This is a genomic window from Amycolatopsis sp. NPDC049252, from assembly GCF_043197175.1.
Lineage (GTDB): Bacteria > Actinomycetota > Actinomycetes > Mycobacteriales > Pseudonocardiaceae > Amycolatopsis.
The window spans coordinates 17542-38654 of record NZ_JBICSQ010000041.1; the positions used below are offsets into that span (position 1 = coordinate 17542).

The 21113-nt window shown below is 73.1% G+C and carries 18 protein-coding genes; 12 read left to right on the forward strand and 6 right to left on the reverse strand.

Features of this window, described 5'->3' with window-relative positions; genetic code table 11:
- Positions 1 to 45 precede the first annotated feature (45 nt).
- The 3 genes from ACGFMK_RS31545 to ACGFMK_RS31555 are packed head-to-tail and all read left to right on the forward strand — an operon-like array spanning position 46 to position 2088.
- Positions 46 to 960 (forward strand): TIGR04222 domain-containing membrane protein, encoded by a 915-nt coding sequence (locus ACGFMK_RS31545; protein WP_392770876.1) that lies wholly within the window; start codon positions 46 to 48, stop codon positions 958 to 960.
- A complete protein-coding gene (locus tag ACGFMK_RS31550) occupies positions 953 to 1753 on the forward strand; it encodes a DUF692 domain-containing protein (RefSeq protein WP_392770879.1) in 801 nt (266 codons plus the stop codon). The genes ACGFMK_RS31545 and ACGFMK_RS31550 overlap by 8 nt, the downstream gene beginning before the upstream one ends.
- Positions 1750 to 2088, forward strand: a complete 339-nt coding sequence (locus ACGFMK_RS31555) for a hypothetical protein (protein ID WP_392770882.1) — start codon at positions 1750 to 1752, stop codon at positions 2086 to 2088. Before ACGFMK_RS31550 ends, ACGFMK_RS31555 begins: the two co-directional genes overlap by 4 nt.
- Positions 2089 to 2245: 157 nt before the next feature.
- Here the strand turns inward: ACGFMK_RS31555 and ACGFMK_RS31560 are convergent, their stop codons facing one another.
- The 4 genes from ACGFMK_RS31560 to hemE all read right to left on the reverse strand — a co-directional run bounded on the left by ACGFMK_RS31560 (position 2246) and on the right by hemE (position 6920).
- Positions 2246 to 3598 carry a CoA transferase gene (locus ACGFMK_RS31560; RefSeq protein WP_392770886.1) on the reverse strand — a complete coding sequence of 451 codons (1353 nt, stop codon included), beginning with the start codon at positions 3596 to 3598 and terminating at the stop codon, positions 2246 to 2248.
- Positions 3598 to 4290 carry a hydrogen peroxide-dependent heme synthase gene (gene hemQ / locus ACGFMK_RS31565; protein WP_392770889.1) on the reverse strand — a complete coding sequence of 231 codons (693 nt, stop codon included), beginning with the start codon at positions 4288 to 4290 and terminating at the stop codon, positions 3598 to 3600. Before hemQ ends, ACGFMK_RS31560 begins: the two co-directional genes overlap by 1 nt.
- A 147-nt stretch (positions 4291 to 4437) precedes the next feature.
- On the reverse strand, positions 4438 to 5841 hold the full coding sequence (hemG, locus tag ACGFMK_RS31570; RefSeq protein ID WP_392770892.1) for a protoporphyrinogen oxidase: 1404 nt from the start codon (positions 5839 to 5841) through the stop codon (positions 4438 to 4440).
- Positions 5838 to 6920, reverse strand: coding sequence for a uroporphyrinogen decarboxylase (gene hemE / locus ACGFMK_RS31575; RefSeq protein ID WP_392770894.1), 1083 nt, complete (start codon positions 6918 to 6920; stop codon positions 5838 to 5840). Before hemE ends, hemG begins: the two co-directional genes overlap by 4 nt.
- Before the next feature lie 88 nt (positions 6921 to 7008).
- Between hemE and ACGFMK_RS31580 the strand changes: the two genes are divergently transcribed.
- The 3 genes from ACGFMK_RS31580 to ACGFMK_RS31590 all read left to right on the forward strand — a co-directional run bounded on the left by ACGFMK_RS31580 (position 7009) and on the right by ACGFMK_RS31590 (position 10360).
- A complete protein-coding gene (locus ACGFMK_RS31580) occupies positions 7009 to 7572 on the forward strand; it encodes a DUF3000 domain-containing protein (protein WP_392770897.1) in 564 nt (187 codons plus the stop codon).
- A 753-nt stretch (positions 7573 to 8325) separates the two neighbouring features.
- Positions 8326 to 9042, forward strand: a complete 717-nt coding sequence (locus ACGFMK_RS31585; protein WP_033261886.1) for a response regulator transcription factor — start codon at positions 8326 to 8328, stop codon at positions 9040 to 9042.
- 97 nt (positions 9043 to 9139) lie between these two features.
- Positions 9140 to 10360 carry an HRDC domain-containing protein gene (locus ACGFMK_RS31590; RefSeq protein ID WP_392771009.1) on the forward strand — a complete coding sequence of 407 codons (1221 nt, stop codon included), beginning with the start codon at positions 9140 to 9142 and terminating at the stop codon, positions 10358 to 10360.
- A gap of 7 nt (positions 10361 to 10367) precedes the next feature.
- Here the strand turns inward: ACGFMK_RS31590 and ACGFMK_RS31595 are convergent, their stop codons facing one another.
- Both ACGFMK_RS31595 and ACGFMK_RS31600 read right to left on the reverse strand, forming a co-directional pair.
- Entirely contained in the window at positions 10368 to 11411 is a 1044-nt protein-coding gene (locus ACGFMK_RS31595; protein WP_392770900.1) for a tol-pal system YbgF family protein, read from the reverse strand.
- Positions 11411 to 12070 (reverse strand): TetR/AcrR family transcriptional regulator, encoded by a 660-nt coding sequence (locus tag ACGFMK_RS31600; protein ID WP_392770903.1) that lies wholly within the window; start codon positions 12068 to 12070, stop codon positions 11411 to 11413. The genes ACGFMK_RS31595 and ACGFMK_RS31600 overlap by 1 nt, the downstream gene beginning before the upstream one ends.
- Positions 12071 to 12253: 183 nt before the next feature.
- Here ACGFMK_RS31600 and ACGFMK_RS31605 point away from each other — a divergent pair, with 183 nt between their 5' ends.
- From ACGFMK_RS31605 to ACGFMK_RS31630, 6 genes are all read left to right on the forward strand, one after another.
- A complete protein-coding gene (locus tag ACGFMK_RS31605; protein ID WP_392770906.1) occupies positions 12254 to 13717 on the forward strand; it encodes an amino acid permease in 1464 nt (487 codons plus the stop codon).
- 11 nt (positions 13718 to 13728) lie between these two features.
- Positions 13729 to 14562 carry an urea amidolyase associated protein UAAP1 gene (locus tag ACGFMK_RS31610; protein ID WP_392770909.1) on the forward strand — a complete coding sequence of 278 codons (834 nt, stop codon included), beginning with the start codon at positions 13729 to 13731 and terminating at the stop codon, positions 14560 to 14562.
- Positions 14559 to 15194, forward strand: coding sequence for an urea amidolyase associated protein UAAP2 (locus tag ACGFMK_RS31615; protein ID WP_392770912.1), 636 nt, complete (start codon positions 14559 to 14561; stop codon positions 15192 to 15194). The genes ACGFMK_RS31610 and ACGFMK_RS31615 overlap by 4 nt, the downstream gene beginning before the upstream one ends.
- Entirely contained in the window at positions 15191 to 18718 is a 3528-nt protein-coding gene (gene uca / locus ACGFMK_RS31620; RefSeq protein ID WP_392770915.1) for an urea carboxylase, read from the forward strand. Before ACGFMK_RS31615 ends, uca begins: the two co-directional genes overlap by 4 nt.
- Positions 18715 to 20307, forward strand: a complete 1593-nt coding sequence (locus ACGFMK_RS31625; protein WP_392770918.1) for an allophanate hydrolase — start codon at positions 18715 to 18717, stop codon at positions 20305 to 20307. The genes uca and ACGFMK_RS31625 overlap by 4 nt, the downstream gene beginning before the upstream one ends.
- A 118-nt stretch (positions 20308 to 20425) precedes the next feature.
- Positions 20426 to 21046, forward strand: coding sequence for a DUF998 domain-containing protein (locus ACGFMK_RS31630; protein WP_392770921.1), 621 nt, complete (start codon positions 20426 to 20428; stop codon positions 21044 to 21046).
- Positions 21047 to 21113 lie beyond the last annotated feature (67 nt).

Genomic DNA, 21113 nt, shown 5'->3' on the forward strand with positions numbered 1-21113 from the left:
GTCTCACAGCTACGGTAACCGGCATCAACTGAGGGGAGACGGGCGATGGACGACCCGTGGGGCATCTCCGGACCCGATTTCGTGGTCCTCTACATCGCTTTGCTCGGCGCGGCGCTGCTGGTCCGGCTGATCGTGTCCGGCGTCGTGAGCAGCCGCGCGGCGCGCGCCGACCACGCCCAGCCGGGCCCGCCGCCGACCGTCTACGAACTCGCGTTCCTGGCGGGTGGCCCGGATCGGGCGGTGGACGCGGCGATCGCGGCGCTGGTGGAACGCGGTCAGCTGCGCGTCAACAGCTACAAGCAGATCAGCCAGGCCGGGTCGCGGCCGGTCGAGCCGCTGGAGCGGGCCGTCGCCGACGTCGCGCAGCTGAAGACGACGGCGACGATCCGCGCGCAGGTGCGGGGCTCGGCGGCCATGCGGGCGCTGGAGGACGGTCTCGACCGCCGGGGCCTGCTGACGTCCGCGGCCGCGAAGCGCCAGGCCCGCACGTTCGGGCTGGTGCTGCAGCTGGCCGTGCTGGTGCTCGGCGTGGCGCGGCTGGTCAACGGCATCTCGCTGGGGCGTCCGGTCGGGATCCTGGTGCCGCTGGTGCTGATCGCGGCCGTGCTGACGATCGTGGCCGCGGTGCGGCGGACCAGGACCGGGGCGCGGCAGCCGTCGGCCGCGGGGCAGCGGCTGCTCGGCCAGGCGCGCTCGGCGGCGTCGGGTCCGGTGCCGGCCGGCGCGCTGGCCGGGGGCTTCCTGCTCGGCGGCGCAGTGGCCGCGGTCGCGCTGGGCGGCTGGGCGATGTACCCGGACGAGGAGCTGGGCGCGGCCCTGACCCCGCCGGCCTCGTTCGGCGGCGGCGGGTCGTCGGGCGGGTCGTCCTGCTCGAGTTCCTCGTGCAGCAGCGGTTCGTCGTGCAGCAGCGGCTCTTCGTGCGGGGGCGGCGGTTGCGGCGGAGGGGGCTGCGGTGGGTGAGCTCGGCATCGGGATCGGCTGGCGGCACGAGCTCGACCTGTCCATCGCCCGGCTGCCGGGGGTCGACTGGGTCGAGGTCGTCGCCGAGAACCTGCACCACGACAACCTGCCGGAGACGCTGGTGGCGTTGCGGGAGCGGGGAATGCCGGTGCTGCCGCACGCCGTTTCCCTGTCGCTCGGCGGGGCCGAGCCCCTCGACACCGGGCGCGTCCAGCACCTCGCGGAGGTCGCGCGGGCGCTGGACGCGCCGCTGGTCAGCGACCACGTCTGCTTCGTGCGCGCGGGCGGGCTCGACTCCGGGCACCTGATGCCGCTCCCCCGCACCCGGGAGGCTTTGGACGTCCTGGTCGCGAACGTGCGGCTGGCACAGTCCATTGTGGACGTCCCGTTCGCGCTGGAGAACATCGCGGCGGTGCTGGAGTGGCCGTCGTCGGAACTGACCGAGGAACAGTTCCTTACCGAGCTGACCGAACGGACGGACTGCCGGCTGATCATCGACGTCGCGAACCTCTACGCCAACGCCCGCAACATCGGCACCGACCCGGAGGCGTTCCTCGACGGCATCCCGTGGGAGCGGCTGGCGTACGTGCACATGGCGGGCGGCATCGAGCGCGACGGCGTCTACCACGACACGCACGCGCACCCGGTGCTACCGGAAGTTCTTTCGCTGCTTTCGGAACTTCGCCGCCGAACCGACCCGCCGGGCGTCCTGCTGGAACGAGACGACGACTACCCGAGCGACGCGGAACTGGCGGCGGAGCTGGCCGCCCTCCGGGCGGCGGTGACGGTGTGAGCCGCGAGGAGCTGGCGGCGCGCCAGGCGGAACTGCTGCACGCGCTGCTGGCGGACGGCCCGCCCCCGCCGGGCTTCGACAGGTCGCGGCTGCGGGTGGAGGCTCAGGTCCTGCGCCGGAAGCACGGCCGGGTACTGGCTTACCAGCGGCCGGAGCTGGCGGAGGCCTTGGGCGAGCGGTACGGGCCGTTGTTCGCGGAGTTCGCGGCCGGGCGCCCGAAGTCGGCCACGGAGCATTCGCACGCCTACGCGGACGCGTTCACGGAGTGGCTGATCGAGGCGGGCCACCTGCCGAAACCCAAGCGGAGCTGGCTTTCCCGGCTTCGGCGCCGCTGAGCCCGAACGCCCCCATGGGCATTGGGGTTCGGAACCCTGGTTGTCCACAACACGGCCGTGATGGGGACAACCCGGCCCGGACCAGGCTTTTTGTCGTACCCCGCCGGTAGACTGGTTGCGGGGGCATCCCCCGGGGACGGCGGGCTCCGCCGTCAGGTCAGGGCGTCCAGGTCGGCTTGTCGACACCAGGCAGCCGGGTCCCGAAGTCCCAATGCGGCTCCGCACCCGGCAAACCTCCCGCCATCCGGACCCGGGTCAGGCGGCCGTAGCCGCTGTCCGTCTCCTCCAGCAGGTCGCCGAAGTCCACTTCGGACGCACCAGGGTCCTTGCGGCCCAACGAATCCAGCCAATGGCCGGTGCCCGCGAGCGACAGCCGGACGCGCCAGGTGCCGCCGTCCGTCACCTGGCGGCGTACCGCCGTCATGATCGCCGCCGCGGCCAGCCAGCCCGTTCCGTGGTCCAGAGCCTGGACCGGGAGCGGTGAAGGTTCCTCACCCCAGGCGATGCCGTTCGACATCTGGACCAGGCTGTCGAAACCACGCCGACGGGCCCACGGACCCTCCCAGCCGTAAGCGCTCAGGTCCGCGATCACCAGGCCCGGCCGCAGGGAAGCCAGCTCCGCGGGACCGAAGCCGATCCGCTCCAGCGCGCCCGGGCGGAACGACTGCACGAGCACGTCGGCGCGGCTGATCAGCTTCTTGAGCCGCGCGCGGCCGCCTTCGGTGTCCAGCGCGACGAACGTGGATCGCTTGCCCTGTCCCGTGTCCCGCACCAGCGTCTCGACGCGCGGCAGGTGCGCGGCTCCGACGTGCAGGACGTCGGCGCCGTGCGCGGCCAGGACTCGCCCCGCCACCGGGCCGGCCAGTACGTGGGTCAGCTCCAGCACCCGGACGCCGCCGAGCGGGCGGTCCGAATAGAACAACGTCCGCTTCGGGGCCTCGTCGATCGGCTCCAGATGCACGAGCGGCAGTGAAGCCACCGCCTCGCCCTGCGGGTGCGCCGCCCAGTCCTCCGGCGAACGCAGCTCCGCGGCCGCTCCCCCGGCGCTGACGACGGCGTGCTCCACCTCGCGCGCGATGCGCCCGGCGACCGTCTTCGTCACGACGTCCCGGCTGCCCGGGACGCCGAGGCCCCAGCACACGGCGGCTTCGTGGCGCGGGTAGTTGCAGTGCAGGCGGACCCAGCCGTCGGTCGTGCGGTAGTTGCCCGACAGCGGCGCCCACACGGACTCCGGCTCGGCGCCCTCGACCCGCGAGAAGGCTTCGCTCGCGAACGCCGCCGCCGCGTGGCGGGTGTCCGCCGTGACGACGCCGGGGTCGATCTCGCGCAGCTTCAGCAGTTCGCCGGCGGCCAGGGTCGCCGCGGCGACGGAAGCCGTCGCGGCCGCCGCCACCCGGTACGGCCCGGGCAGCACGTCTTCGGCGCCGGTCAGCTCGGCCGGTCCCGGCGTCTCCCCGGTGAGGGTGCGCCAGACGCCGTCCAGGATCTCGCGCACGGAGGTCTCGGCCACTAGGGCAGCGCCGCGACGAGCTCGGCGGGCGGCACGCGGGTGCCGGTGTAGAACGGGATCTCTTCGCGCACGTGCAGCCGCGCCTCGGTGCCGCGCAGGTGGCGCATCAGGTCGACGATCCGGTGCAGTTCGTCGGCTTCGAAGGCGAGGATCCACTCGTAGTCGCCCAGCGCGAACGACGCGACGGTGTTGGCGCGCACGTCCGGGTAGTCGCGGGCCTCCTTGCCGTGGTCGGCGAGCATCTTGCGGCGCTCGTTCTCCGGCAGCAGGTACCACTCGTAGGAGCGGACGAACGGGTAGACGCAGATGAACTTGCGGGCCTCTTCCCCGGCCAGGAACGCCGGGATGTGGCTCTTGTTGAACTCGGCGGGCCGGTGCAGCGCGGTCTGGCTCCAGACCGGCGTCGACGCGCAGCCGAGCGGCGTCCGCCGGAATCCGGCGTAGGCGGCCTGGACCTGCTCGATCTCCTCGGCGTGCCACCAGATCATGTAGTCGGCGTCGGCCCGCAGGGCGGAGAGGTCGTACACCCCGCGGACGACGACGCCCTTGGCCTCGAGGCCGTCGAGGTACTCGGTGGTCTCGCGACCGGCGGTCCCGCGGTCCTCACCCAGCCTGCCGGGTTCGATCCGGAAGACCGACCAGGTGGTGTACCGGATGGTGTCGTTGAGCTCGTTGAAGTTGACCCGCGCCATACGTCCATCCTGTCACCGCGCCCAGCCGGCCGCCCCCACGGGTCAGGGTGACAGCGGTGAGGCTTGTTCAGCCGTCGCCCGGCGCCAGGTAACTGTTTGTGGGATCGCTGCGGTCCGTTGCGCCGAGCTAACCAGAACAAGCCTCACTCACGCAGAAAGGTGCGCCGCCACCCGAAGAGCGGCCGCTTCGGCCGTCGCCACGCAGGCCGGGAGCCCGACGCCGTGCAGGGTCGCGCCCGCGACCGCCAGCCCCGGCACCTCGGCGATCGCCTTCTCGATCCGCTCCACCCGCTCCAGGTGCCCGGTGCCGTACTGCGGCAGCCCGCCACCCCAGCGCGTCACCAGCGTTTCGACCGGTTCCGCCGTGACGCCCGTGAGCCGCGCGAGGTCGTCGCGGACCACGCGGACCAGCTCGACGTCGTCCGCCTTCAGCGCGCCCAGCTCGCCGAACCGGCCGACCGAGCCGCGGACCAGCACCGGGCCGGTGCCGAAGTGCGCCCACTTGCGCGAAGAGAAGGTGAACGCCTTCGACGCGTACGGCACGCCCGACGCGTCACGCTCGCCTTGGCCGATCAGGATCCCCGACGCCGCGGGCAGCTCCGTGCCCTGCGGCAGCGCCAGCGCGACCACCGCCATCGACGCCAGCTCGACCTCGCCGAACGCCGCCGACGCCGCGGGCACCAGGTCCGCGAGCAGGCGGCGGGCCGAGGGCGCGGGCACCGCGAGGACCACCGCGTCGGCGTCGACCGTGTTCTCCGCGGGCGCGTGCGCGGTCGGCGCCGCGCCGATCCGCAGCCGCCAGCGGCCGGTGCCGTGGCGTTCGATGTCGCAGACCGGCAGCCCGGCCCGCAGGTCGGCGCCGGACCGCTCGGTCAGCCGGTCGATCACCGTGCCCAGCCCGCCGGGGACCGTGCCGAACACCGGCGCCGTACTCGGTGACGCGGGCAGCTGGGACGCGGCCGCCGCGGTCAGCGAGCCCGCGCCGGCGGCCACCGCCGCGGCCAGGCCCGGCATGGTCGCGCGCAGGCCGAGGCCGTCGGCCCCGCCCGCGTAGACCCCGCCGAGCAGGGGGTCGACCAGGCGATCCACCAGCTCGTCGCCGAAGCGCTCGCGCAGCAGGGGCCCCAGCGGCACGTCCCCGCCCGGCAGCCGCAGCTCGGGCAGCGACGCTTCGGCCTCGACCGCCCGGCGGCCCGCCTCAGACAGCACTCCGGCGACTGACTCCGCGGAGGCCGGGACGCCCATCACGGTGCCCGGCGGCAGCCCGGTCACGGTCCCGCCGGCGTGGATCTTCGCGCGGGCGCCGGTCGGGTGGACGACGTCGAGGCCCAGCTCGCGGACCAGCCCGAGCATCTCGGGACGGCGGACGAGGAACGCCTCGGCGCCGACGTCGTAGGGCACGCCGGCCAGCTCGGCCGTGCGCAGCTTGCCGCCCGGCGTCCGGGTCTTCTCGAAGACGACGATCTCGACGTCGTCCCCCAGCAGCCGCCGCAGCCGGTACGCGGCGGTCAGCCCGGAAACGCCGGCCCCGACGACCGCGACCCGCTTCACAGCTCGTGCACCAGCCCGACCACCCGGGTCAGCACCTCGGGGTCGACGCCGGGGAGGACACCGTGGCCCAGGTTGAAGATGTGGCCGTCGGCCGCGCGCCCCTCGGCGACGATGCGGCGGACCTCGGCCTCGAGCACCGGCCAGGACGCGTGCAGCAGCGCCGGGTCCAGGTTGCCCTGCACCACGGCCTTGCCCCCGAGCCGGCGGACGGCCTCGTCCAGCGGGATCCGCCAGTCGACGCCGACGACGTCCGCGCCCGCGTCGCGCATCGCGGCGAGCAGCTCGCCGGTGCCGACGCCGAAGTGGATCCGCGGGACGCCGTAAGAGGCGACCCCGTCGAGGACCTTCGCCGAGTGCGGCAGGACGAACTCGCGGTAGTCCCGCTCGGACAGCGCGCCGGCCCAGGAGTCGAACAGCTGGACGGCGTCGACTCCGGCGTCGAGCTGCGCGCGCAGGAAGGTCAGCGCGATGTCGGCCAGCCGCCCGGCCAGCTCGTGCCAGAGCTCCGGCGACGAGTGCATCAGCGCCTTGGTGTGCTCGTGGTTGCGGCTCGGCCCGCCCTCGATGAGGTAGCTGGCCAGCGTGAACGGCGCGCCGGCGAAGCCGATCAACGGCGTCCCGCCGAGCCGCTCGACCAGCAGCCGGACGCCGTCGGCGACCTGGCCCACCTGGTCGGGGACCAGCTCGGGCAGCGCCTTGACGGCGGCGAGGTCCCGCACCGGCGACGCGACCACCGGGCCGGTGCCCGGGACGATGTCGATGTCGACCCCGGCGGCCTTGAGCGGCACGACGATGTCGCTGAACAGGATGGCCGCGTCGACCTCGTGCCGCCGGACCGGCTGCAGCGTGATCTCGGCGAGCATTTCGGGGTCGAAGCAGGCGTCGAGCATCGCCACGCCCTCGCGCAGGGCGCGGTACTCGGGCAGCGATCGGCCGGCCTGACGCATGAACCAGACCGGCGTGCGCGCGGGGCGGCCGCCGCGCGCGGCGGCCAGGAACGGGGCTTCGGGCAGCTCGCGGCGGGCGGACGCGGCGGTCCGCTGCGGCAGAGGTGTGGTGGAAGACGTGGTGGGAGACATCGTCTTCAATCGTGCCACGAGCCCGGTGGGGCCCTTCTCTCGGCGCGCCTCCGACCGCAACAGGGCGTGCCCGCCCTAAAGTCGATGCGTGACCGCGACGACTCCAGTGCCCGAACTCTTCCGCGAAGCCGTCGCGGCGCTGCAGTCCGTCCGTCCCCGCCGCGAGGTGCTGCTGGAGCCGATGCGGCCGCCGCAGCGGCTCGCTCCGTGGGCCTACGCGGTGAGCACCGAGGTCTCCGGTCCCGCCGACGTGCTGGCTTCGGGCCGGCTGGTCCTGCTGCACGACCCGGACGGCCAGGAAGGCTGGAACGGTGTCCTGCGCCTCGTCATGTACGTGCGCGCGGAGCTGGACCGCGAACTGGCGATCGACCCGTTCCTTCCCGAAGTCGGCTGGTCGTGGCTGACCGACGCGCTGGAGGTGTCCGGCGCGAGCTGGACGTCGCTGGGCGGCACGGTCACCGAGACGTCGTCGGCCCGCTTCGGCGACATCTCCGGCCCGGCCCGCACCGACGACCTCGAGCTCCGGGCGTCCTGGACGCCCACCGACGGCGCGCTGCTGCCGCACGGGCAGGCGTTCTGCCAGGTGATGGCGAGCGTCGTCGGCCTGCCGCCGGTCGGCGTGACGCTCTTCGGGCAGCGCCAGAACTCCTGAGGCCGTCCGGGCGACAATCGCCTCCGGGACGGTGACGGCGGCTTCGCCTCGGCCGTCCGGCCCCCCACCACCCTGTACGGATGTGAGCAAAATTCGCATCCGGTGAACGACGTCCAAGGGCGACCGGAACCACCGGACGGCGGCTCAGCGGGCTCCTGCGCGCCGCGAATGGTCCGGACAACACCGGACCCCGGCGGACCACCGCGGCCGTTCCCGAGGCCATTTCACGTCTTGCGCGAGTGCCCCCGTTAGTGAGAAGACGCCGTCACGGAGCGCAACAAGATCAACTACTGCCGCTGCGGCCGTCCGGGTCCGCGAACCCGCCCCGCGACATACGGACAGTCACCACCGGCGGCCCCGAGAACGTCTCTGAAGCCGTTTCACGAAGTTGATCATGCCCCGGCCGGGACCACTTTCCGGGGCAGTCGGACCCGCGTGGAGCCCCCGGTCGGCGGACGCACCGGAAGGTGCACGGCCCATCTGCACGGCCATTTGGGCGCCGGTAACTTCTTAGCATCGTGTTCGCTGGGCTATCCGTTAGCAACCGGCCGTGTACTAGCCCGATCGTGTTACGACGAACCCACTGAGTGACTGTTCGTTTGAGATAGATACCCATTCGATCCCCCCAGAACGGCCTCAGGGCGGCTACAGTGCCTTCGACGACACCACTTTCGGTCTAAAGCTGGCGCGGCTGAACGGCCGAAGGTCCCGGTGCCGGTCGGGGGGCACGACCGACTCCAGGGAGGTAGTGACGTGGCTACCGTCGGCATTTCTCAGGCCGTCCGATCCACGCCAGCCGGTGCATTGCCGGCGAGCATGGTTCCGCACCCGCGGGAAGAGCTTTTTTCCGTGTTGGTGGTCGATGACCACCCGCTGTTGAGGGAGGCAATCGCAGCAAGACTCGCACAGATGGGTGCGGGTACCGTTCACGAAGCCGCCACGGTGGCCGAAGCGAGGGCGCGAGCACAGGCCACAGGGCCTTGTGACCTGGCGATCCTCGATCTCGGACTGCCGGACGGCAGCGGCATCGAACTGGTTACGGAACTCCGTAGCCACGGGTGGCCGCGCGTGGTGGTCCTCGCATCCTCGGACGACCCGTACGCGGTCCGCTCGGCTTTCCAGGCCGGGGCCCAGGCGTACCTGCTGAAGTCCGCGTCGCCGGTCGTGGTGACCGACGGCGTGCGGCGTGTGCTCGAAGGCGGCGTTTACGCCGACCCGAGCGTGGCTCCGGTGCTCGCCACCGGGACCCGCGTCGCCGGCACCGACAACACCCCGCGCGAGCTCTCCGCTCGTGAGGTGGAGGTGCTCCAGCTGGTCGCCGACGGACAGTCCAACAAGGAGATCGGCGAGGAACTTTCCCTCTCCGCGCTCACCGTCAAGTCCCACCTCTCCCGGATCGGGCGCAAGCTCGGCACGGGTGACCGGGCTCAGATGGTCGCGCTGGCCATGCGTGCCGGCGTGATCCGCTGACGTAGACAACCTCCCTGCGGGGCGGGCGGACCAGGCGCGGTACGCCCGTCCCGTAGGGTCGTCAAACATGGGAAGCGCAGAAGCCGAGGACGCCGGGATGGAGATCGAGTCCACTGGCGGCCCCGTGCTGCTACGCGAGCCGGCCGAGGGCACGCCCCCGGTGGTCACCGATCAACGCGCGCTGGCCGAGGCCTGCGCGCGCCTCGCCGCGGGCACCGGCGCGGTCGCCGTCGACACCGAACGCGCGTCCGGCTACCGGTACTGGCCCAAGGCCTACCTCGTCCAGCTGCGGCGCGAGGGTTCCGGCACGGTCCTGATCGACCCGACCGAGCTCGACGACCTCACGCCGCTGAAGAACGTTCTCAACTCCCTGGAGTGGGTGCTGCACGCCGCCTCCCAGGACCTTCCCTGCCTCGCCGAGCTGGACCTGCACCCCGCGGCGCTGTTCGACACCGAGCTGGCCGGCCGCCTGGCGGGCTACGAGCGCGTGGCGCTCGGGACGCTCGTCGAGCTGCTGCTCGGCTACACCCTCGAGAAGGGGCACAGCGCGGCCGACTGGTCGAAGCGGCCCCTGCCGGTCGACTGGCTGAACTACGCCGCCCTCGACGTCGAGCTGCTCATCCAGCTGCGCGAAAAGCTGGAGGCGGAGCTGGGCGCCCAGGGCAAGCTCGAGTGGGCGCAGCAGGAGTTCGAAGCCGTCCGCACCGCGCCGCCGCCCGCACCGCGGGCCGAGCCGTGGCGCCGGACGTCCGGGGTGCACAAGATCCGCAGCCCCCGGGGTCTCGCCATCGTGCGCGAACTGTGGCAGGCGCGTGACGAGCTGGCCCGCAAGCGCGACCGCGCGCCGAGCCGGATCCTGCCGGACAGCGCGATCATCAACGCCGTCACGGCCGACCCGAAGACGGTCGAAGAGCTGCAGGCGCTGCCGGTGTTCAGCGGCCGCGTCCAGCGCAAGTACACGGCCAGCTGGCTGCGGCACCTGCAGGCGGCCAAGGCGCTGCCGGCGAGCGAACTGCCTTCGCCGTCGCAGCCCACCGACGGCCCGCCGCCGGTGAACCGCTGGGCGGACAAGGACCCGGACGCCGCGGCCCGCCTGGCCGCGGCCCGCGCGGCCCTGTCGGCGATCGCGGAGGACCGCCGGCTGCCGGTGGAGAACCTGCTGCTGCCGGACCTCGTCCGCCGCACGTGCTGGCGTCCCCCGGCCCAGCTGGACGAGGACACCGTGGCCGACGTCCTGCGCGCGGGCGGAGCCCGTCCGTGGCAGGTCGAGCTGACGGCGCCGGCGCTGAGCAAGGCCCTGCACGCCGCGGCGGCCTGACGCCCGGTCAGCCCACCGCTTCGCGGGCCGCGGCCAGGGCGTCGGCCATCTTCAGCGTCTTCGGGTGGCCTGATCCCAGCACCAGCTCGAAGCCTTCGACCGTGTACTCGTACGCGACGACGGCCTCGGCCCACTCCTCACGGCGGAAGTGCACCCGCGCCACCACGCTCTGGGCCCACAGCAGCGCCGGGTGACCGGGCGGGAACGGGCCCGCGGCCAGGATGGCCCGCGCGTAGTGGTCGGCGTCGGCCAGCCGGTCGGTCTCGGCCAGCACCCGGCTCAGCAGCAGCCGGGACTCCCACGTGAGCCGGTCCTCGGGACCGGGGAAGACCAGGCGCTCCTGCAGCGCGGATTCCGCCAGTGACGCGGCTTCGGCGAACTCGCCGTTCAGGAACAGGGCGTACGCCAGTTCGGCGCGCACCTTCACCGGGTCGCCGGGATCTTCGGGCTGCTCACGCAACGCCGCGATCCACGGGCCCGGCGCGCCCAGCAAGGCCTGGATCTCGTGGCGGATGGCCTGCACGTCGTCGTGTAGCGCCGGCCCGGCCTCGCGCAAGGTCTGCTCCGCTTCGTCGAACCGGCCCTGTGCCGCCTGCGCGCCGGCGATCCACACCAAGGACCGCGGGTTCCGGTCGAGCACGGCCCGGTAGGCGTCGATCGCCGCCGCGAACCGGCCCGCGCGGTGCAGCGTGGCCGCCACCGCGAACCGGCAGTCGCCGACCACCTCGTGCTCCTGACCCAGGACGTAGGCGTACGTCCCCTCCAGCCAGGAGAACAACGCCAGCGCCTCGTCGACCCGCCCGGCCTCCTCGCAACGCGAGGCGATGCCGTACCAGGACGCCAACGTGATCAGGCTCCGCGGGCCGAACACCCGGCCCTCGTCCGCGACCAGGTCGCGCAGCCACGCTTCGGTGGCCGGGTCCCGGAGTTCGAGCAGCCGTTCCCCGACGTCCTTCCGCAGCTCCAGCGCGTCGAGGCTGTCACGCTTGCGCTTGCGGTCCAGTTTCGCGGTCAGCCACGTGATCTCGCCGCGAAGCCGCTGGACGTCCACTAGTCGTTCGAGGTCGCGAGAAGGGCGTGCGCCTCGGCCCGCAGCTCGTCGGTCGGCTCCGGCAGGCCGGCCAGGCGGACGACGCCGTCGGCGCCTTCGCGGGTGTGGGCCTCGACGTCCAGCTCCGGATTGTCCCGGCGAGTGACCGCGATGCTCTCCACCAAGCCGAAGACGAGGTCCGTGCGGACGGCCACCGGGACCACGCCCGCCGCCGCGAGCAGGTCGCCGTAGGCCGCCTTAAGCTCCGCGCGCTCGGCGCGGAAGCGGGCCAGGTTGGGCGAGCCGACCTCGGGCAGCAGGTACAGCGCGCCCAGGTTGTGCCGGGCGCCCCCGAGCAGGCCGATGTCCGCGTAGGCCAGGGCCCACAGCCGGACGGCCACCGGCGCCTCCCCCGCGACCAGCCGCGCGGCCAGGACCAGCGACGGGCGGACCGTCCCGGCCAGCAGCGCGGCGAGGATGTCCTCCTTCGCCGGGAAGTGGTAGTAGAGCGACGCCTGGCGCAGCCCGGCCCGCTCGGCGATCGCGCGGGTCGTCGTCGCCGCGTAACCCGCTCCGGTGAACAGCTCCCCCGCCGCGTCCAGCACCGCCTGCCGCGCGTCCGGGCGGTTCCCCGCCGCGCCACTCGCCCTGGGTCTGCCGACCCCCGCCCCTTTGACCACGGAGTTGATCCTGCCAGGTCACCCTCGCGGACGTGATCACCGAGGGGGCGTTACGTCCGGGTCTCGCCGTTGACGCGCGGCCGGCCGGCCGGTTAACCGAGCGGCAACACCGCGGAGATCGTCGCGTCGTGCCGCGGCCTTAATTTCTGTCATGCGATCGAAACCACGACACCGGGAGCGTCCATGACCGATGAGCTGGCCGGCTTCGGCTACCGCCAAGAGCTGAGGCGCTCCCTCGGCGGCTTCTCCGCCTTCGCCGCGGGCTTCTCCTTCGTCTCGATCCTGACGACCGTCTTCCAGCTCTTCGGCTTCGGTTTCACCTTCGGCGGGCCGCGGTTCTTCTGGACGTGGCCGGTCGTGCTCGCCGGGCAGCTGCTCGTCGCGCTGGTCTTCGCCGAGCTCGCCGCGCGCTACCCGCTGGCCGGATCCGTGTACCAGTGGGCGAAGCAGCTGACGCGCGGCTTCCTCGGCTGGCTCGCGGGCTGGATGATGCTGCTCGGCTGCGTCGTCGCCCTCGCGGCCGCCGCGATCGCGCTGCAGGTCGTGCTGCCGTCGGTCTGGGACGGCTTCCAGTTCGTCGGCGGCGATCCCGCGGTGACGTCGCCGACCGGCGCGGCCAACGCCGTCCTGCTCGGCACCGTGCTGCTCCTGTTCACCACCGCCGTCAACGTCGGCGGCGTGCGGCTGATGGCGCGGATCAACGACGTCGGCGTCGCGGCCGAGCTGCTCGGCGTCGTGGTGCTGGTGCTCGGGCTCGGCCTGTTCGCCGTCCGCGGCCCGCAGGTCGTGCTGCACGACGCCGCCGGCAGCGCGCCCGGCATCAGCGGCGTGCTCGCGTCGGCGCTCATGGCGGCGTACGTCCTCTACGGCTTCGACACCGCCGCGTCCGTCGCCGAGGAGACCAAGAACGCGCGAAGGGCGGCTCCGCGGGCGGTCCTGCGCGCGGTGCTCGTGTCCGGCGTCGGCGGGCTGGCCGTGGTGCTCACCGCGCTGATGGCCGCGCCGAGCCTCACCGACGGACAGCTCGCCGGCCGCGGCCTGCCGTACGTGATCACCGCCGTCTTCGGCGACACCCTCGGCCGGGTCTTCCTCGCCGACGTCGCGATCGCCGTGGTGGTCTGCACCCTGACCATCCAGACCGGCACGGTCCGGCTGATCTACGCGATGGCCCGCGACGGCGCGCTCCCCGGCTCGGCGCGGCTGGCCGGGGTGAGCGCCCGGACCGGGGCGCCGGTCGCGCCCGCGCTGCTGTCCGGCGGGCTCGCGATCGGGCTGCTGCTGCTCAACGTCGGCAACCCGACGCTGTTCAGCACGATCACCGGGACGTCGGTCGTGGTCGTCTACCTGGCGTACCTGCTGGTCACCGGCCCGCTGCTGGTGAACCGGCTGCGCGGGCGGTTCCCCGCCGAGCCCGGCCGGTTCTCCCTCGGCCGCTGGGGTGTCCTGGTGAACGGGGCGGCCGTCGCCTACGGCACGACGATGGTCGTGAACATCGCGTGGCCACGTGCGGAGATCTACGACGTCGCCGGTTCGGGCGCAGCTTGGATGCTCTTGTTCCCGATAGAGTTCGTCGGCGGCGCGCTGGTGATCGGCGCGCTCTGCTGGCTGCGGCTCCGCCCCGCTCCCGCCCTCGAACCGGCCACCTGAGAGGACGTCCGATGAGCACGACCGCGACCACCCACGGCGCGCGTGACCACGCCCGGGCCCAAGCGGGCACCGTCGTCGACACGATGCCGTCGATCCCGGCGAGCACGTGGTCCTCCCCGCCACCCGGTGTCGCGCCCGAGGCGCTGACCTGGGCCGAGACGGTCGCGGGCGGCGGGTACACGCACAAGGTGCTGGCCCGCGGCACCCGGCTGCGGCTCACCGACGTCGAGGGTGACGCGTGCGCGCACCTGCTGCTGTTCAACGCCGATCAGCCGTGGGAGCGGCTGAACGTCGCCGACACGGTGAAGGTGCAGTGGAACGCCTACCTCGGCGGGTCCGTGGCGCTGTTGTCGGACCAGGCCCGGGTGCTCGCCACGATCGTCGAGGACTCCAGCGGCCGGCACGACGCACTGTGCGGAACGTCCACTGTGGACGGCAACACCGAGCGCTACGGCGACGGCGCCCCGCAGGGCCCCTCCCCCGCCGGGCTCCCGCTGTTCACCTTGGCCGCGGCAAAGAACGGGCTCGGCCCGCGCGACCTGCCGCCGAGCCTGTCGTTCTTCCAGGGCGTGCGCGTGGGTTCCGCCGGCGAGCTGGAGTTCACCGGGTCCGCGGGGGCCGGGAAGTCGGTGGACCTGCGGATCGAGATCCCGTCGATCGTGCTGCTGGCGAACGTGCCGCACCCGGTCGACCCGCGGCCGGCGTACACCGCGACCAGCCTCGAGGTGCTCGCCTGGCGGGACCGGCCGTCCACTCCGGACAGTCCCGAATGGACGCACACGCCGGAGGCGCAGCGCGCCTTCGAGAACACCGCCGACTACCTGACCGCGAGGGGGATCGCGTGAGCACCGCCTACGAGTCCCAGCTGGAACTCACCTTCGACGTCCCCGCGCGGGCGCCGTTCTCCCTGGTGCTTCGCCAAGGGCAAGAGCTGTCGATCATCGACCTCGGCGGCAACCAGGCCGTCGACTTCCTCTGCTACGACGCGAACGACACGGCGAAGCGCTACAGCGCCGCGGCGACGATCGCCGCGCAACGCAACATCTTCCTGACGACCGGCAGCGTGCTGCGCACCCAAGAAGGCGCGCCGCTGCTGACCGTCGTCGCCGACACCTGCGGGCGGCACGACACGCTCGGCGGCGCGTGCAGCAAGGAGTCCAACAGCCTGCGCTACGGCCAGCACACCCGGTTCCAGCACGCCTGCGTCGAGAACTTCCTCGTCGAGGGCGCGAAGTGGGGCCTCGGCAAGCGCGACCTCGTCAGCAACGTCAACTGGTACATGAACGTGCCGGTCGAGGCGGACGGCACCCTCGGCATCGTCGACGGGATCTCCGCGCCGGGCCTGGAGGTCCGGCTGCGCGCCGAGACCGACGTCCTGGTCCTCGTGTCGAACTGCCCGCAGATCAACAACCCCTGCAACGGCTTCGACCCGACGCCGGTCCGGCTGGTCGTGACGGCTTCCGGAGGCGGCGAGTGAGGCTGCTCGTCGCCAACCGCGGCGAGATCGCCGTCCGCATCCTGCGCAGCGCGAAGGACCTGGGCCTCGAGACCGTCGCGGTCTACTCCGACGCCGACCGCCTGGCCCCGCACGTCCGGCTCGCCGACCGGGCCGTGCGGCTCGGCCCGGCCCCCGCGGCGGAGAGCTACCTGCGGGCGGACGCGATCATCGCGGCCGCGCTCGAAACCAGCTGCGACGCCGTCCACCCGGGGTACGGGTTCCTTTCCGAGGACACCGCGTTCGCGCGGGCCTGCGAGGAAGCCGGGCTCGCGTTCGCCGGCCCGTCCCCCGGGCACCTGGAGGTGTTCGGCAGCAAGCACACCGCGCGCGAGGCGGCGATCGCGGCGGACGTCCCGCTGCTGCCCGGCACCGGCCTGCTGTCCGACGTGGACGAGGCGGTGGCCCGCGCGGCGGAAATCGGGTACCCCGTGATGCTCAAGGCCACCGGCGGTGGCGGCGGGATCGGGATGCGCGCGTGCGCCACCCCCGAGGAGCTGCGGCTCGCGTGGGACGGCGTCCGCAGCGTCGCGGCCAAGAGCTTCGCCAGCTCCGGGGTGTTCCTGGAACGGCTGGTGCGCCACGCGCGGCACGTCGAGGTCCAGGTGTTCGGCGACGGCCTCGGCGAGGTCCTCGCCCTGGGCACCCGCGACTGTTCGCTGCAGCGGCGCAACCAGAAGGTCGTCGAGGAGTGCCCGGCCCCGGACCTGCCCGAGGACGTCCGCCGTCGTCTTGTCGACTCCGCGATCGCGCTCTGCTCTTCGGTGCGGTACCGCTCGGCGGGCACGGTCGAGTACGTCTACGACCCCGAGCGCGGCGAGGCCGCGTTCCTCGAGGTCAACACGCGGCTGCAGGTCGAGCACCCGGTCACGGAGGCGGTGTACGGCGTCGACCTGGTCGCCTGGATGCTGCGGCTCGCCCAGGGCGACCGCGCGATGTTCCGGGCCGTGCCGGTCGCGCGCGGGCACGCCGTCGAGGCGCGCGTGTACGCCGAGGACCCGAGCGCCGGCCACCGGCCGAGCGCGGGGCTCGTCACGCGGGTCACGCTGCCCGCCGAGGCGCGGGTGGACACCTGGGTCGAGCCGGGCACGACCGTCACCACGCACTACGACCCGTTGCTGGCCAAGGTGATCTGCACCGGCACCGACCGCGCGGACGCCCTGGCGAACCTGCGGACGGCCCTGGCCGCGACGCGCGTCGACGGTGTCCGGACCAACCTCGGGCAGCTGCGGGCCGCGGCCGCCGATCCGGCGTTCGGCGCGGCCACGCACGACACGTCCACTTTGGACGACGTCGAGGACGCCGAGCCGCGGATCGACGTCGTGCGCGGCGGGACCATGACGACCGTGCAGGACTGGCCGGGCCGCACCGGGTACTGGCACGTCGGGGTGCCGCCGAGCGGGCCGATGGACGACCGTTCGCTGCGGCTGGGCAACCTCGCGCTGGGCAACCCCGAGGGCGCGCCCGGCCTGGAGTGCACTGTGGACGGCGTCACGCTGCGCTTCTCGCACGCCACCGACGTCTGCGTCACCGGTGCGCCGACCACTGTGCTGGTCGACGGCGCCGAGGTTCCCCTGTGGACTCCCGTCGAAGTGCCCGCGGGCACGACCCTCGACGTCCGGGCCTGCACGGCCGGGCTGCGCAGCTACGTGCTGGTGCGCGGCGGCGTCGACGTGCCGGAGTTCCTCGGCAGCGCGGCGACGTTCACCCTGGGCCGGTTCGGCGGGCACGGCGGCCGCGCCCTGGCCGCGGGCGATGTCCTGCAGCCGGGCCCGGTGCCCGCGGACCCGGTCGTCGGCCCGGTGACCGACCGCCCGGAGTTCGCGACGCACTGGACGATCGGCGCACTCGAAGGACCCCACGCGGCGCCGGAGTTCTTCACCCCCGAGGACGTCGACACGTTCTACGCCACGGATTGGCAGGTCCACTTCAACTCGGCGCGCACCGGCGTCCGGCTGGTCGGGCCGCGGCCGAAGTGGGCGCGCGCGGACGGCGGCGAGGCGGGGCTGCACCCGTCGAACATCCACGACACGCCGTACGCGATCGGCGCCGTCGACTACACCGGCGACCTGCCGATCCTGCTCGGCCCGGACGGTCCCAGCCTCGGCGGGTTCGTCTGCCCGGCGACGGTCGCCACCGGCGAGCGGTGGAAGCTGGGCCAGCTGCGGCCGGGTGACACCGTGCGGTTCGTGCCGGTCGACACCGACCACGCGGCGGCGCTGCGGACGCGGCCCGCGTCGGCGATCGAACCGAGCCGGGCCGCGCGCCACGACGGCGGTGTCCTGACGCGACTGTCCTCTTCGGACGACGAACCGTCGGTGACCTACCGGCGCAGCGGCGACGACAACCTGCTCGTCGAGTACGGCGAGATGAAACTCGACCTGGCGCTGCGGATGCGGGTGCACGCGCTCGCCGAGCGGCTCGCGGCCGAGGGCGTGCCGGGGATCGTCGACCTGACGCCGGGCATCCGGTCGCTGCAGGTGCACGTCGACCCGGACGCGCTGCCGGTCGGCAAGGCGCTCGGCCTGGTGCGCGAGCTGGAGCGCGACCTGCCGCCGACGCACGACCTCGTGGTGCCGAGCCGCAGCGTGCGGCTCCCGCTGTCGTGGGACGACCCGGCGACGCGCGAGGCGATCGAGCGGTACATGACCGGCGTGCGCGACGACGCGCCGTGGTGCCCGTGGAACATCGAGTTCATCCGTCGGGTCAACGGACTGGCCGGTGTGGACGACGTCTACCGCACGGTGTTCGACGCGGAGTACCTGGTGCTCGGGCTCGGCGACGTCTACCTGGGCGCGCCGGTCGCGACCCCGCTGGACCCGCGCCACCGCCTGGTCACGACGAAGTACAACCCGGCGCGGACGTGGACGGCGGAGAACTCGGTCGGCATCGGCGGCGCGTACCTCTGCATCTACGGGATGGAGGGGCCGGGCGGCTACCAGTTCGTCGGGCGGACCGTGCAGGTGTGGAACAGCTGGCACGGCGGGAACCAGCCGTGGGGCCTGCGGTTCTTCGACCGGATCTCCTGGTACCCCGTGTCCGCCGACGAACTCCTGGACCTGCGGGCGCGCTCGTCGGCCGGGCAGCTGGAGCTGGACGTCAGCGACGGCTCGTTCGTGCTGGCGGACTACCAGAAGTTCCTGGCCGACAACGCGTCGAGCATCGCGGACTTCCGGGCGACGCAGACGGCGGCGTTCGAAGCGGAGCGGCAGGCGTGGGCGGCGGCGGGTGAGTTCGACCCGAAGCCGGAACCGGTGACGCGGCCCCCGGCGCGCGTCGAGGCGCCCCCGGGTGGGCACGTCGTCGAGGCGCCGTTCGCGGCGACCGTGTGGCGGGTGGACGTCACGGTGGGCGAGCGGGTCGAGGACGCGCAGTCGCTGGTGACGCTGGAAGCGATGAAGACGGAGGCGCGGATCCCGGCGCCGGCCGGCGGGAAGGTGGTCGAAGTGCTCGTGTCCCCCGGTGACCAGGTCGCGCCCGGCACGCCGCTGGTGGTGCTCGGATGAGCCTCGCGGAACGCGTGCGCGCGGCGTACCGGCGGATCGAGCAGGTCGACCGGCCGGAGATCTGGATCGACCTGCGCCCGGAGGCCGACGTGCTGGCCGAGGCGGCCACTCTGGAAGAACGCGGGCGGCCGCTCTACGGGAAGCTCGTCGCGGTCAAGGGCAACATCGACGTCGCCGGGTTGCCGACGACCGCGGGCTGTCCGGCGTACGCGTACCGCCCGGAGTCGGACGCGCCGGTCGTCGCGCGGCTGCGGGCGGCCGGGGCGCTGGTGCTCGGCACGACCAACCTGGACCAGTTCGCGACCGGCCTGGTCGGCACGCGCAGCCCGTACGGCGCGGTCCGCAACGCCGTCGACCCGGCCTACGTCTCGGGCGGTTCGAGTTCCGGCTCGGCGGTGGCGGTCGCCCTCGGGATCGTCGACTTGGCGTTGGGCACCGACACCGCCGGTTCGGGACGGGTGCCGGCGGCGTTCAACGGGATCGTCGGCCTCAAGCCGACCCCGGGCCTGCTGCCGGCCGAGGGGGTCGTCCCGGCCTGCCGCAGCATCGACTGCGTCTCGCTCTTCGCCCGGACGGTCGAGGAAGCGTCGTTCGCCCTGACGTGCCTGGCCGAGCCCGCCCAGGTCCACACGGGACGGTTTCGCATCGGCGTCCCGGACCAGCTGGGCCCGCTCGCACCCGGCTGGGCGGAGGCGTTCGCCGCCACCGTCGAGGACTACGCCGCGGCGGGCGCCGAAGTGACCACAGTGGACATATCGACTTTCCTGGAAGCGGCGGGGTTGCTGTACGGCGGCGCGTTCGTCGCCGAGCGCTACACGGCGGTCGGGGAGTTCCTGGACGCGCACCCGGACGACTGCGACCCCGTGGTGCACGGCATCATCACCGGCGCCCGGGACATCCCGGCGCACCGGCTGTTCGCCGACCGGGAAACCCTGGCCGGCCTGCGCGCTGAAGCCCTCGGGGTGCTGGCGGGCGTCGACGCGATCCTGCTCCCGACCACCACCGAGCACCCCACACTCGCCGAGGTCGCCGCGGACCCGGTCGCCGTCAACGCGCGTCTCGGCCGGTTCACCAACTCCACCAACCTGTTCGGACTGTCGGCCTTGGCGGTCCCGGCCGGAACGGTGGCCGGCCGCCCGTTCGGCGTCATGCTGGTCGGCGCCCCGCACGACGACCTGAAGCTGGCCGCGCTCGCCACCCTGCGGCCCGAGCGGGTCCCGATCGTGGTGGTCGGCGCCCATCTCCGGGGTCAGCCGCTGAACCACGAGCTGACTTCTCGCGGCGGCCGGTTCGTCGCCGAGGTTTCCACCGCGGCTTCTTACCGCTTGTACGCGCTGGACACCTCGCCGCCCAAGCCGGGCCTGGTGCGGGTTCCCGCGGACGGCGTGCCGGTGGCCGCGGAGGTGTGGTCGCTTCCCGTGCGGGGCTTCGGCGAGTTCGTCTCGCGGATTCCGTCGCCGCTGGCGATCGGCAAGGTCGAACTGGCGGACGGCCGCGAGGTGCCGGGCTTCCTCTGCGAACCGGCGGCGACGGAGGGGGCGAAGGACATCTCGTCCTTCGGCGGCTGGCTCGGCTACCTCCGGGCTTGACCCCGTCCCGGTGCGGCCGCCGAGCTGGATAACGATCGGCTGAGGATCCGGGTGACGGGTCTCGAACCGGGGCACCAATCCGCCGATGACCTTGGTGAGGAACCTCCCGGAGGCGGCCATGACCACAGCGACCAGAGCTCCGCTCGTCCACTCCTACCTGTACCTGCGCCGCGCCATCGGCCTGATCGGGCTGGCGCTGCCGATCGTCCTGATCATCGGCAAGCAGGTCGCCCAAGGTGGTGACCTGATCGGCTCGCTCAGCGGCTACTACTACACCGACCTGCGGAACGTCTTCGTCGGCGCGATGTGCGCGGTCGGGGTGTTCCTGCTCGCCTACTACGGCCACGACTACGTCGACAACATCGCGAGCACGGTGGCCGGGCTGGGCGCGATCGGGCTCGCGCTGTTCCCGACGACGCCGGGCACCGCCGCGACGACCTGGGACCAGACCTCCGGCGTCCTGCACCTCGCGTTCGCGGCGGTGTTCTTCCTGAGCCTGGCCTACTTCTGCCTCCGCCTGTTCCCCCACGACGGCGAGCAGCCGCCGGGCACCGGAATCGTCTACCGCACGTGCGGTGTCGTGATCCTGGTGTGCCTGGTGCTCATCGCGCTCACCAGCGCGCTCGGCCTGGTGCCGTCGCTGCACCCGGCGCTGTGGCTCGAGAGCGTCGCGGTCTGGGCGTTCGGCGTCGCCTGGCTGCTGAAGGGGCAGACGCTCACGCCGCGAAAGACCCCGTGAGTGTGCCTTAGCCCACTCGACCGGGCCACACCACTGGTTACCCGTGGGTAACAAGGGCTATCGTGCG